We start from the raw sequence: 12,504 nt of genomic DNA on the forward strand, positions 1-12,504 counted from the left end.
GAGCTGATGGGCCGGCGTGCCGGTCTGCCGATGCCGACGGCGCACACCGATCCGAGGAAGAAGCGTTCTCCGCCGTGACACCCGACCCCAGCGACACCCGGTCCCTCCTGCCCCGAAGGGAGCCGGGACCTCGGCACGCCACGCATGTACGTCCCCGGCTGCCCGCGACGACCGGGACGCGGCGCCCGCACCTGGGGCCCAGCTGGTTCGCCGCCGTCATGGGCACCGGGATCGTCGCCAACGCCGCGGCGACGCTGCCGCGCAGCTCACCGTGGCTGCGCGGCGCGGCCACCGTGGTCTGGGCGGGGGCCGCGCTGCTCCTGCTCCTCCTCGCCGCCGCGTACGTCCGGCAGCGGGCGCTGCGCGCGCACGCGAGCGACCCGACGCAGGCGCAGTTCCTCGGCGCCCTGCCGATGGCGCTGCTCACCGTGGGCGCCGGGGCACTGCTGCTCGGCGGCCAGGTGCTCGGCGAGCGGGCGGCCCTGACCGTCGACTGGGCGCTGTGGTCACTGGGTACCGCACTCGGCCTCGCCACGGCCTGCGCGGTGCCGTACCTGATGGTCACCCGGCACCGCTTCGCCCCGGACGCCGCGTTCGGCGGCTGGCTGCTGCCGGTGGTGCCGCCGCTGGTCTCCGCCGCGACGGGCGCGCTGCTCGTCCCGCACGCTCCCGCCGGGCAGCCGCGGCTGGCCCTGCTGCTCGCCTGCTACGCGATGCTCGGGCTCGGCCTGGTGGCGGTCCTGCTGGTGCTGGCGATGGTCTACAGCCGTCTGGTCCACCACGACGCCCCCACGGGGGCGGTGGTGCCCACGGTGTGGATCGGCCTGGGCGCGATCGACCAGGCGGTGACGGCGATGGGCACCCTGGCGACGGCGGCACCGAGCGCGCTGCCCGCACCGTACGCGCGGGGCGCGGCGGCCTTCGCGCTGCTGGGCGGAATCGGGCTGTGGGGCTTCGCGATGCTGTGGCTTGTGCTCGCCGCGGCGCTCACCGTACGGCAGTTGAGGTCGGGACTGCCGTTCGCGCCCAGCTGGTGGTCCTTCATCTTCCCGCTGGGTGCGTGCGTCACCGGGACCGGCGTCCTCGCCACCCGCACCGGGTCCCAGCTCTTCGTGTGGGGCGCCGTCGCGCTCTACGTCCTGCTCGTCGCGGCCTGGGCGGTGGTGACGTGGCGTTCGCTGCACCACGCCGCGGGGCACCTCGGCCGGCGGGAAGTCCGGATGTGAGAGGGGCCCGGGGAGCCGCCGGTCATGAGCGGCTCCCCGGGCCCGGTCCGGTCAGGTCGGGAGCCGGTCGCGTGACGCGGGGTTGATCCGCGCGCTCCGCAACCGCGGGTGACGGGGGTGCCGTCCCCGGCGTCGGTGACGTGGGGGGTGGTGCCGCGCAGCGCGGTGGCGGTGGGCGAGGCGAGCCCGTCCGCCGCCGTCAGCAGGGTCGTCCTGCTGCCGTCCGGGCGGGGTGCGGGATCGGCTTCGTCGGCGATCGCTCCGCAGCGCCGGGCTGCCGGGGTGTACGCGCGCGGCCGGCGGAGGTGAGCCTTCCGTGACGACCGTGCCGGTGACAGGCCGCATCGTGCGGGGGAGCGGCGTTCCGGGGCGGGACACGGCCCCGCACGGATCGGCCCATGGGGCCGGGGTGTTCTGGTGAGGCCCGCGCGTGCCGTGGGGGCGCCGGAGTCGGGGTGTGCCAAATCCACGTCGATCTCCGGACGCCAATGCGTATGCCGAGGTGACTGCGGGGCATCAGGCTGAGGGCGGCGCGGGACGGGACGCTCGTCGGTCAGGGGGGCGGGAATCAAACGCGGCCCCCGAACGCTGCGTACGGGGTGAAGAAGATCGGATTCCTCTCCTTCGGGCACTGGTCGCCCAGCGCACATTCCCAGGCCCGGTCGGCCGCGGACGTCCTGCAGCAGTCCATCGACCTCGCGGTCGCCGCCGAGGAACTCGGCGTGGACGGTGCGTACTTCCGGGTGCACCACTTCGCCAGGCAGGCGGCCAGCCCGTTCCCGCTGCTCGCGGCGATCGGTGCGCGGACCTCGAAGATCGAGATCGGCACCGGCGTGATCGACATGCGCTACGAGAACCCGCTGTACATGGCCGAGGACGCGGGCGCCGCCGACCTCATCTCGGCCGGTCGGCTGCAACTGGGCATCAGCCGCGGCTCACCGGAACAGGTGATCGAGGGCTGGCGCCTGTTCGGCTACAACCCCGCGCCGGGCGAGACGGACGCCGACATGGCCCGCCGCCACACCGAGGCGTTCCTCACCGTCCTCGGCGGCGAGGGCTTCGCCACCCCCAATCCGCGGCCGATGTTCCCCAACCCGCCCGGGCTGCTGCGGATCGAACCGCACTCCGAGGGGCTGCGCGACCGGATCTGGTGGGGCTCCGCGTCGAACGCGACCGCGGTCTGGGCCGCCGAGATGGGGATGAACCTGCAAAGCTCGACGCTGAAGAACGACGAGACCGGCGAGCCCTTGCACGTTCAGCAGCGCAAGCAGATCGAGGCGTACCGCGAGGCCTACAGGAAGGCGGGCCACGCCCGGGAGCCTCGGGTGTCGGTCAGCCGCAGCATCTTCGCCCTGACCGACGACCTCGACCGGGCCTACTTCGGCCGCGACCGCGGTTCCCGGGATCAGGTCGGCATGCTCGACGACACGACCCGGGCCGTCTTCGGGCGCTCCTACGCCGCGGAGCCGGAGGAGCTGGTGAAGCTGCTGCGGGACGACGAGGCGATCCAGGCCGCGGACACCTTGCTGCTGACCATCCCGAACCAGCTCGGGGTGGACTACAACGCACACGTGCTGGACAGCATCCTCACTCATGTGGCACCGGAACTCGGCTGGCGCTAGGGCTGTCTCACGGTCCGGCTCATTTGATCTTGTGGCAGGATCGCGGGATGCTACGACTAACCGACTTCATCATCGACTGCCCGGACACGATGAAGCTGGCAGCCTTCTACTCCGGGGTGACGGGGCTCCCGGTCAAGGAGGGCAGCAACGAGAACTGGGCCGGTATCCAGTTCGGCGAGATCGAACTGGCCTTCATCCAGGTGGAGGACTACCGAGCCCCGCAGTGGCCTGACAGCGAGCACCCCAAGCAGTTCCACCTCGACTTCGAAGTCGACGACATCGAGGCCGAACAGCGCCGCGTCCTGGCCCTCGGTGCGACCCTGCAGCGGGACTGCACCGGCCCCGACGGCTACGGCTTCCGGGTCTACGCCGACCCCATTGGTCATCCCTTCTGCCTCTGCCGCAACAAGGGTGTCATCTGGACCGATCAGGGCCCCATCTGGCCCCAGCGCGACTAGCGTCAGGGCTTGACGAAGACCGTCAGGCTCCTGCGGTCTGCCATGTCCTGGTAGCCGGTCGGGACGCCGTCGCGGTCGGTGGCGGCGTCGAAGACCTTCCCGGGCTCGATCGTGCCGTTCAGGATGTCGGGCATCGATTTCTCGATGAAGGAGCGGGCCGGTGAGGGGCCGCCGACCCGGCGGATGTTGTGGCGGAAGGGGCTGCCGATGCCGATGGGCGCTTTCTCGTACTGATGAGGTGCGCCTAACCGGCTGATGACCCCGCCCTGCCGGATGGCGCCGAGGGGCTTGATCGTGGGCGGGCCTGGTGCCGACGGCCGGCCCTACGGCGCAGAGAGGAACGTCGTACGGCCCACACGGGCAGGGTGCGCCTCGGGCCGGGCCGCTGTATGCCGGGGGAAGTGCCGGGCGGTCGTCCAGCCGCCGCCGACGAGCGGTGGCCGGCGGGGGCTTCCTCAGGGCCGAAGGCTTGCGGCTTGCGGCTTGCGGAGCAGGCCGAACCGTCCGCCGTGCCGAGGCGTCCATCTCCGCCTGCACGGTTCTCTCCCACCGCCGAGTGGTCGCTCGGCCCCCACCGCCCGACACTGGACTAGAGGTTCTGCCTGCCCTCGCGTGGCGCACATCGGACAAGGCGGATGACACCGTGGCTTCCTTCTCACCCGGATTCCGCGGCAGGGCTCACCCCCTGTCGGATCGACTGCCGCCCGGCCAGTACCCGACCGAGTCGTTCCCCGTGCTCTCGACCGGCCCCACTCCCCGGATTCCGGCCGAGGAATGGACCTTCACCCTCACCACGGAACAGGGCGAAAAGCAGTCCTGGACGTGGGACGAGATGATGGCACTGCCGCAGGACGACATCACGACCGACATCCATTGCGTGACCCGCTGGTCGAAGTTCGACACGCGGTGGCGCGGCGTGCCGCTCGAGGCATTCCTCGAGGACGTGGACACGACCGGGCACTACGCGAGAGCGCACTGCTACGGCGGCTACAGCACCAACTTTCCGCTGGAGGACCTCCTCAACGCGTGGGTCGTCCACACCTACGACGGGTACGCGCTGTCACCTGAACACGGCGGTCCGGCCCGCCTGCTGATGCCGCACCTGTACCTATGGAAGTCGGCCAAGTGGGTGCGCGGCCTGGATCTGACCCTCCATGACGAGCCGGGTTTCTGGGAATCCGGGGGCTACCACAACTACGGTGACCCGTGGCGCGAGCAGCGCCGATGGAATGACCCACCGTAGCCTCCATGTGACCGTACTCCCCGCCGCGTGCCGGCACGGGGAAGCCGAACACCTGCGCCGCCCGGCCGTAGGACACACCGGTCGAACAGGGGCCCGCGGTCGAGAGGCCACCTCACCCGCGCTCTGTGAGGGCATCCGTCACTGACCGTGCCGTCCGGGCTCCGGCGCGGGAGGCGTCGACCTCGATGGTGTGGGCCGGGCGTGTTCGGACATGAAACGCCGTGCGGCCGGGGGATGTCGCGGTCGGCGGTGGCGACGAGGCTCCAGGGGGGATCGCCCGCCACGCGGCCGCGGTGGCCGGCTTCGCCAGGGCGGCCTCGGCGATGGGGCGCTGGGTGGCGGCCGTCAGGTCGGTGACGGTGTGCGGCACATCGGCGGCGAACTGGTCGCGGATCGCATGCCCTTGGCCTTCAGCGCGCCGAGGGGGGAAGGGGGACACGGAGCATCGCTCGATCGTCCCGACAGGTCAGGCGTCAAGCACTGTCCGGCCCGCGCCCGGGGGACTCCAGGAGCGGGGGCCGGGTGCGCAGCGTCACCAGGCACTGGCGCCGCCGTCGACGGCATAGTTCGCACCGGTGATGTAGGACGCCCGGTCGGAGGCGAGGAAGGCGGCGAGCTCGACGATCTCCTCGGGCCGGGCGAAGCGCTTGAGGAGGGTCTTGCTGGTGATCGCGTCGCGGGCGGCCTGGTTGTCGCCGAGGTCGCGGTCGCTGGCGGGGGTCAGGACGGGGCCGGGGCTGATCGCGACCGCGCGGATGCCGTGGGGTGCACCCTCGAGGGCGAGCTGCCGTGTCATGCCGATGACGCCGGCGTTGGCGGCGGTGTGCCCGACCATCGGAGGGTTCGCGCCGGCGATCATGCCGGCCATGGAGGCGACGTTGATGATGACGCCGCCGCCGCGGCGGACCAGGTGGGGCCAGGCGAACTCGGAGACGAAGAAGGGGATGTCGAGCTCGCCGGTGATGGTGGTGTGCCAGTCTTCGACGGAGAAGTCGGGCAGTGGGCCGAAGCGCAGCGAAGCGGCGTTGTTGTAGACGACGTCGAGCCCGCCGTAGGCGCCTGCGGCGTCTTCGACGAGGCGGCGTGCCTGCTCGGGGTCGGTGAGGTCGATGGGCGCGATGCTCGTCATCTCACCTCCGAGGCGGCGCACGAGTTCGGCGGTCTCCTCGTTGGCGTCGGTGTGGATGTCCGCTCCCACGACCTTCGCGCCTTCTCTTGCGAATGTCTGCGCCGCGACGCGGCCCATGCCGCCGCCGGTGCCGGTGATCAGTACGACCTTGCCGTCAAGAAGGGGTGCCATGTGACTCTCTCCTGCCAAATGAATGTTGTGGATGGGCGGCGCTGCGGTGGTGTCGGCGGGCGGCCCCCGGGTGCACCGTGTGAGCGGAACACCCGAAGTACGGCCGATGCGCCTCGGTCAGGGCCCCTCACCGGGGGCGGACCGGGCCGTGGCGGCCGCGGCGAGACCGGTCATGGAGCCGATCACCTTCTTGCGCCGCTTGAGGACGGAAGCGGTGCGGCGGATGCGGTCTCAGGGGGACTGCTGCAGATCATGGGACATTCCTCAGAAAGTGATTGACGCGTCAAGCATCACTCCGAGCCTGACTGGCGTCAAGCAGCATCTGATCGGCACGTCCGAAGCCCGGGGAGGGTCGGCGGCAGACTGGGATCGTTGGCGATCGCCTCCCCGCGCAGCCCGGGGATTCGACCTTGACAGGCCGGTGACCTGCCACGATGCGCCAGTCCTGGAAGCCGACTGCACCTTGGTCGTCGAGGAGGCGTGAGCGGCATCAGGCCGACCGGCGCCTAACGGAAGCGATGCCGGAGTGACCGACGGAACACCGCAGACGCCGGCAGCGACGGCCCGCGGCAAGTACGCCCCCGTCCGGCTGTACGAGAGCGAAATCCTGCGGCGGGGCCTGGGCGCCTTCGCCGAGCTCGGCCTGCACGGTCCGCTTCCGCCGCTCCCGTGAGCCGCCGCCTGCCCTGTGCGCCGTCGTGGCAGTGCTGTTCGGCGGATGGGGCTGCCCGACCGACGTGCACGGCATCCATCCGTCTGCTCGCAGGTGGCGGCTGCGGGGGCGAACGGGCGCGTCAGCAGCCGATCACCGCTGCGCGGGACCGCCACCGCGGCCCTCCGCGCCCCGCGGGCCTCAGGCGGTGCCGCTGCCCTGCGGCTCGGCCGCCTGCTGTGGGGGCGCAGGAGGCAGGAGTTGACGTCGCGCCAGCGCGACCAGGGTCCGCAGGGCGATGCCGCCGATGAGCACGGTGATCACGGCGAGGAGTACGTAGGTGTACGCGCCGGCGCCGGGCGGGCGCCGGCGTTCCACCCAGTGGATCGCGACGGCGGCGACCGCGGCCCAACTGAAGGTGAACGCCCAGGTGCTCGGCATGAAGGGCAGCTTCAGGTAGGCGGGGAGCAGCCGCAGCTGGGCCAGCACCATCAGCAGTCCGTAGCCGCCGAGGAAGGCCGCGACGCCGTCGATGGAGTCGGTGAAGAGCGTGAAGTAGGCGAGGCTGGCCACGGCGGCGGGGGCGACCTCGATCGCGAGCGTCGGCAGCAGCGGCGGAGGCGGCAGGGGGCGGAACAGCAAGCGTCCCATGATCACCGAGCCGAGGATCATCCAGCAGACCGCCCCCAGGCCGAACATCACCTGGCCCAGCCTCTGCTGCCCCACCGCGCCCGCCGACGCCGCGGCCAGCAGGCCGCCGGCCACCGTCGGCAGGAAGTAGCCGGGGTGGAAGCGGTCGACGTCGACCCGCCCGTAGATCCACTGCCCGGTGAACCAGGCGCCGAGCAGCACGGTCAGCACGAGGAACACGTCCACCACCACCCGCCCGGCCGTCGCCGCGTGGACGTGCAGGCCGTTGGCGGCGATCACCATGGGGACGATCACGCACAGGGACGCGAACGGCCCGGCCGCTTGGTCGGTCAGATCCCGTACGAGGGCGCGGTTGCGCAGCGCGTGGTTGAGGTAGGCGACCGTCACCAGCAACCACACGGCTGCCGAAAGGATCAGCAGCGCGTCCCCCACCCCCCGCGGCACACGACCCGCATCGGCGGCGGTCAGCCAGGCGTCCGCCAGGCCGACGAGACCGAAGGGCATGCCGAAGAAGTTCAGGGGGATGGGTCGCTTCGTCATGGTATGGGAAACTATTCCACCTTTTGTCGCCAGAGGTTCTCCCGGCGGGCGGCCGCACAACGCCACCCTCGCGGTGAGCGCGGCCCTGACGCCGCACGGCCCGCAGGTACGGAACCGCGTCCGGGCACCCCGCTCCGGCTACCTCCGGGCCGTGCCGGACGCCGACCGCGGCGCCGGAGGGGCGACGCGTCGCGCGTCGGGCGCGGCGGCCGCCGTCGCGGGGACGCGGGTGCGGCGGCGCCGGAGGGGCAACCGGTAGACCCCGGCCCCGAGTGCCGCTCCGAGGACGGGCGCGATCAGGTAGATCGCGAGGTCGGTGGTCTGCCCGGACAGGACCGCGGGACCGAACTGCCGGGCCGGATTGACCGAGCCCCCGCTGAGCGGGCCGAAGGTGGCGATCACCAGCCCCACGGACAGGCCGATGACGGGGGCCAGCCCGCGCACGAACCGGGGGTACGCCACGAAGAACGCGATGACGAGGGTCAGCGCGAACATGCCCCCGACCTCCGCGAGGAAGACCGACACCGGCTGCCACGTCGGCGCCGGCCGGATCGCGGCGTGCGAGACCGACGGGAGTGCGACCGCGGGGCCCCACACAAGGCGGGCGAGGCCCGTCCCCGCGGCCGAGCCGGCCAGCTGGGCGAGCGCGTACGGCAGGACATGCCGCCCCGGGAAGGCCCTCATCAGCCACAGGCCGACGGTGACGGCGGGATTGGTGTGGCCGCCGCTGCGTCGTCCGGGAGGGCTGAGGATCAGGCCGGTGAGGATGGTGCCGCTGATCGCGCCGATGACGACCAGGGCGACACGCAGGTCCGCGATGTAGAGGGACGAGTCGGGGTCGCGCAGCCATCGCACGACGGTCACCGCCAGGAACAGCAGGACGGTCGTGAGGACGAACTCGTCGGCGGCACGGGCCACGGGCGGTCGGCGTACGGGAGGCGGAGCGGTATCCACCTTGATCTCCTGGTCGGTGTGGTCGGTGTGGTCGGGTGGTCGCCGGTGGGGCCGGTGAAGTCGGAGCCGACCACCGGTCCGGACGCTGCCGGAACCGGCGGTGGCACCGCATCCTGCCCGGGCCGGCCGGGTGGACGTGTCGGGCGCGGGGCGTGCCGAGCGCGGGGCGTGCCGCACGCCCGGCGGGTCAGGCGCTCGGCGTGTAGTGGCCGGGCACCATGCGGGTGGAGATTCCGACGCGGTTGAAGGCGTTGATCGCGACGATCGCGGCGATGAGGTGGGCCAGCTCGGTCTCGTCGAACTGCTCGGCGGCCCTCGCGTACACCTCGTCCGGCACGAAGCCGTCCGTCACGGCGGTGATCGCCTCGGTCAGCTCGATCGCGGCGACCTCCCGCGCCGTGTAGAAGTGCTTCGCCTCCGTCCACGCCCCGAGCTGGATGACGCGCTCCGCCGACTCCCCGGCGGCCAGCGCGTCCTTGCTGTGCATGTCCAGGCAGAAGGCGCAGTGGTTGATCTGCGACGCGCGGACCTTCACAAGGTGCAGCAGGCCGGCGTCGACCCCGCGGCCCGCCGCCGAGTCCAGCCGGAGCAGCGCCTTGAAGGCCTCGGGGGCGAGCTTCGCCCAGTCCATGCGCGCCGGGTGTTCCGGAAGGAGGGTGGTGTTCTCATGTGCTTCGTTCATCGTCATGCCCACAACGCTACGTACGAGGTGGTACTGGAGTATGGTCCAATTTCATGAGTGATACCGGGACCAATTCCGCCGCTGACCGGCCACCGGCCACGTTCGGCGCCGACCTCCATCTGGAGCTGCGCGGGACCGGACTGCGCACGGGGCTGACGGACGCCCTGCGCGAGGCCGTACGCACGGGACGCCTGGCGCCAGGCACCCGTCTGCCGCCCTCCCGGACGCTCGCCGTGGACCTCGGCGTCTCCCGCAACACCGTCGTCGAGGCCTACGCGGAGCTCGTCGCCGAGGGCTGGCTCACCGCCCAGCAGGGCTCCGGGACCCGGGTGGCCCCCAGGGCCGAGCCGCACAACCCTCCGACCGGCGCTCCCCGTACGGGGCCCGCCCGGACCGGTCCCGCCCGCAACCGCCCCAGGTACGCCATGCAGCCCGGCGCACCGGACCTCGCGAGGTTCCCGCGGACCCAGTGGCTCGCCGCCGCCCGCCGCGCCCTGACCGCCGCGCCGAACGACGCCCTGGGCTACGGCGATCCCCGCGGCCGACCGGAACTGCGCACCGCCCTCGCGGACTACCTGGCGCGGGCCCGCGGGGTGTACGCCGAGCCGGAACGGATCGTCGTCTGCTCCGGCTTCCACCACGGACTCGCACTCATGGCGCAGGTGCTCAGGGCGCGGACGGTGCGAGCGGTGGCCGTCGAGGCGTACGGACTGGACCTCTACCGCGATCTGCTGACCAACGCCGGCCTGCGGACGCCGCCCCTGCACGTCGACGAGCACGGCGCACGCACCGTCGACCTGCCGCGCCTGCAGGGGGTGGGCGCGGTGCTGATGACCCCCGCGCACCAGTACCCGACGGGAGTCGCCCTCCGCCCGGAGCGGCGCACGGCGGCCGTCGCATGGGCACGGGACACGGGCGGCCTGATCCTGGAGGACGACTACGACGGCGAGTTCCGCTACGACCGCCAGCCCGTCGGCGCTCTGCAGGGCCTCGATCCGCAGCGGGTGGTGTACTTCGGCTCGGCGAGCAAGTCGCTCGCGCCCGGTGTGCGGCTCGGCTGGATGGTTCTCCCGGACGGCATGGTCCCGGAGATCGTGGAGGCCAAGGGGTACGGCGACTACATGTCCAGCACCCTCGAGCAGCTGACGCTCGCGGAGTTCATCGTCTCGGGCGCGTACGACCGGCATGTGCGCTCGATGCGGCAGCGCTACCGGCGCCGCCGCGACCAGCTCGTCGCGGCCCTGGCGGAACGGGCCCCCGGCGTCCGCGCCGTCGGCATGGCGGCGGGGCTGCAGGTCGTCCTCGAACTCCCCCGGGGGACGGAGGGTTCCGTCGTCCGGGCCGCGGCCCGACAGGGGCTCGCGATCAGCGGGCTCAGGGAATTCGCCCACGAAGAGGAAGGCGCCGGCCGGCAACTGCCCGAACGCGACGCCCTGGTGGTCAACTACGCGGCGCCCTCGGACAGCGCGTGGACCGGCGCGCTGGACACCCTGTGCGGCGTGCTGCCGTAGGCGTGCGGGCGCTCAGGCGGGGCCGCTCAGGCGGGGACGCCCTGCGCGGGCTCCAGGCGGGCGAACGCGGCGGCGCCGGTGTCGGCGACGCACACCAACGCGGCCAGGGGCAGCGGCAGGAAGCCCTCCGCGTCCATCCGCCGGAGCTGGAGGACCAACCCGTCGTAGAAGCCCGCCGTGTTGAGGAGCACGACGGGCTTGTCGTACAGCCCGTGCTTCCTCAGCTCCAGGACCTCCGTCACCTCGTCCAGGGTCCCCACGCCACCGGCCATCACGACGATCGCATCGGCCGCGGCGAGCAGCAGGGCCTTCCGTGAGGCGAGGTCCTCGGCGAAGACCATCTCGTCGGCGTCCTGCCTCGCCCACTCCCGGAGGAAGCCGACCGACACCCCTGAGAGCCGGCCGCCGGACTCCCGCACGGCGTCGGCGACGACCTTCATCAGCCCGGTGTCCGAACCGCCCCACACCAGGGTGTGGCCCGCTCCGCCGACGAGCTCCGCGAACTCGCGGGCCGGTCGCGTGTAGCGCTCGTCGAGATCGGCGGCGGAGAGGAAGACACAGATGTTCATGGGGGCGGGAGCTTTCGCGGTCATGGCACGAACGTAAGGGGGGCCGCGCCCTGACCCGCGGTCCATTCGCCGGGTGGAACGCCGTACCAATCCGCGGCGCGAGCCCGTCGGGCCGGCAGGCGGTCTGCCCGGCGGGCCGTCGCGCCGTCAGGCCGTCTGCGCCGCGAACCCGGAGCGCCACGAGGCATGTCCGGGTCGCCACCCGCGTGAACGGGCGAGAGCGTTGGACGCGCCGCGCGCCCACTCCAGGCGCCCCGCCACGGGTTCTGGGGCCGGAAGGCGCAAGGCGCTGGCCAGGGCCGGCAGCCACTCGCGGGCCTGCGCGGGTTCGTCGTCGACGATGTTGACGGGACCGGAGGGCCAGCCGAGCGCGGCGACGGCCGCGCGGGCGGCGTCGAGGACGTGGAGGAACGACATCACGGAAAGGTCCGCCTCCACGCTCCCGAGGAAGTGGGCCGAGGCATCTCCGGCCAGAGCCGCGGCGACCGGCCCTCCGGGCGCGTACCATGTGCCCGGGCCGTACAGGACGCCGTACCGCAGCAGCACCGCCGTCTCCACCTCGGCGGCCTTCTCCTCCAGGGCGCGGACGCCCTCCACCATCCCCAGGCGCGGCGGCGCCGCCCCGAGGTCGAGAGGCGCGCTCTCGTCCGCGGGCCCCTCTCCGGGTGCGTAGGCCCAGGCGATCGACTGGGCGACGATCCTGGTCACACCCGCGGCCACGGCCGCGTCCACCAGGTTCCCCGTCCCCTCGCGCCGCAGCCGGTCGGTCGCCTCCCCGTCGGCATCCGACAGGTCGGTGAGCTGGTGGACCACCGCGTCGGGGGCGGCTGTCGCCATGACGCGGCGCAGCGCCTCCCGGTCGAGCACGTCCGCCTGCACGGCTGCCGCACCCTGCTGCCGGATGCGCTCGACACCCGCTGCGGTACGCGAGATTCCCGTGACGTGGTGCCCGTCGGCCAGCAGCAGCGGAACGAGCGGGCGGCCGACCGCGCCAGTGGCACCGGCAACGAAGACATGCATGGTCAACGCTCCTGTGATCGAGCGGGGCCCTTCCTCGGAGCGGGCGGGCCCCTTGTCGTACCGGCAACGCTACGGC

At 72.5% G+C, this 12,504-nt stretch carries 13 protein-coding genes; 6 read left to right on the forward strand and 7 right to left on the reverse strand.

Annotated elements, in window-relative coordinates; translation table 11 throughout:
* The first annotated feature begins 74 nt into the window (after window positions 1–74).
* From OIE69_RS36035 to OIE69_RS36045, 3 genes are all read left to right on the forward strand, one after another.
* Complete coding sequence (locus OIE69_RS36035) at window positions 75–1,226, forward strand: TDT family transporter (protein ID WP_326578858.1); 1,152 nt, start codon at window positions 75–77, stop codon at window positions 1,224–1,226.
* Between the two features lie 599 nt (window positions 1,227–1,825).
* Window positions 1,826–2,848, forward strand: coding sequence for an LLM class flavin-dependent oxidoreductase (locus tag OIE69_RS36040; protein WP_326578859.1), 1,023 nt, complete (start codon window positions 1,826–1,828; stop codon window positions 2,846–2,848).
* 47 nt (window positions 2,849–2,895) lie between these two features.
* A complete protein-coding gene (locus OIE69_RS36045) occupies window positions 2,896–3,306 on the forward strand; it encodes a VOC family protein (protein WP_326578861.1) in 411 nt (136 codons plus the stop codon).
* Window positions 3,307–3,308: 2 nt separating this feature from the next.
* On the opposite strand, the gene OIE69_RS36050 is transcribed toward OIE69_RS36045, so the two are convergent.
* A complete protein-coding gene (locus OIE69_RS36050; protein ID WP_326578863.1) occupies window positions 3,309–3,440 on the reverse strand; it encodes a hypothetical protein in 132 nt (43 codons plus the stop codon).
* A 509-nt stretch (window positions 3,441–3,949) separates the two neighbouring features.
* Between OIE69_RS36050 and OIE69_RS36055 the strand changes: the two genes are divergently transcribed.
* Window positions 3,950–4,549, forward strand: coding sequence for a molybdopterin-dependent oxidoreductase (locus OIE69_RS36055; protein WP_326578865.1), 600 nt, complete (start codon window positions 3,950–3,952; stop codon window positions 4,547–4,549).
* A 532-nt stretch (window positions 4,550–5,081) separates the two neighbouring features.
* Here OIE69_RS36055 and OIE69_RS36060 read toward each other — a convergent pair.
* Window positions 5,082–5,849 carry an SDR family NAD(P)-dependent oxidoreductase gene (locus OIE69_RS36060; protein ID WP_326578866.1) on the reverse strand — a complete coding sequence of 256 codons (768 nt, stop codon included), beginning with the start codon at window positions 5,847–5,849 and terminating at the stop codon, window positions 5,082–5,084.
* 526 nt (window positions 5,850–6,375) lie between these two features.
* Between OIE69_RS36060 and OIE69_RS36065 the strand changes: the two genes are divergently transcribed.
* Window positions 6,376–6,522, forward strand: a complete 147-nt coding sequence (locus OIE69_RS36065; RefSeq protein ID WP_326578868.1) for a hypothetical protein — start codon at window positions 6,376–6,378, stop codon at window positions 6,520–6,522.
* Window positions 6,523–6,702: 180 nt separating this feature from the next.
* Here the strand turns inward: OIE69_RS36065 and OIE69_RS36070 are convergent, their stop codons facing one another.
* From OIE69_RS36070 to OIE69_RS36080, 3 genes are all read right to left on the reverse strand, one after another.
* On the reverse strand, window positions 6,703–7,692 hold the full coding sequence (locus OIE69_RS36070) for an SLAC1 family transporter (protein WP_326578870.1): 990 nt from the start codon (window positions 7,690–7,692) through the stop codon (window positions 6,703–6,705).
* A 138-nt stretch (window positions 7,693–7,830) separates the two neighbouring features.
* Window positions 7,831–8,646 (reverse strand): MIP/aquaporin family protein, encoded by an 816-nt coding sequence (locus tag OIE69_RS36075; RefSeq protein ID WP_326578872.1) that lies wholly within the window; start codon window positions 8,644–8,646, stop codon window positions 7,831–7,833.
* A 187-nt stretch (window positions 8,647–8,833) separates the two neighbouring features.
* Entirely contained in the window at window positions 8,834–9,334 is a 501-nt protein-coding gene (locus OIE69_RS36080) for a carboxymuconolactone decarboxylase family protein (protein WP_326578874.1), read from the reverse strand.
* Window positions 9,335–9,381: 47 nt separating this feature from the next.
* Between OIE69_RS36080 and pdxR the strand changes: the two genes are divergently transcribed.
* Complete coding sequence (gene pdxR / locus OIE69_RS36085) at window positions 9,382–10,839, forward strand: MocR-like pyridoxine biosynthesis transcription factor PdxR (RefSeq protein ID WP_326578875.1); 1,458 nt, start codon at window positions 9,382–9,384, stop codon at window positions 10,837–10,839.
* 26 nt (window positions 10,840–10,865) lie between these two features.
* On the opposite strand, the gene OIE69_RS36090 is transcribed toward pdxR, so the two are convergent.
* Both OIE69_RS36090 and OIE69_RS36095 read right to left on the reverse strand, forming a co-directional pair.
* A complete protein-coding gene (locus tag OIE69_RS36090) occupies window positions 10,866–11,408 on the reverse strand; it encodes an LOG family protein (protein ID WP_326581509.1) in 543 nt (180 codons plus the stop codon).
* 147 nt (window positions 11,409–11,555) lie between these two features.
* Complete coding sequence (locus OIE69_RS36095; RefSeq protein ID WP_326578876.1) at window positions 11,556–12,428, reverse strand: NAD-dependent epimerase/dehydratase family protein; 873 nt, start codon at window positions 12,426–12,428, stop codon at window positions 11,556–11,558.
* Between the last annotated feature and the right edge of the window lie 76 nt (window positions 12,429–12,504).

Source organism: Actinacidiphila glaucinigra (assembly GCF_035918135.1).
GTDB lineage: Bacteria > Actinomycetota > Actinomycetes > Streptomycetales > Streptomycetaceae > Actinacidiphila > Actinacidiphila glaucinigra.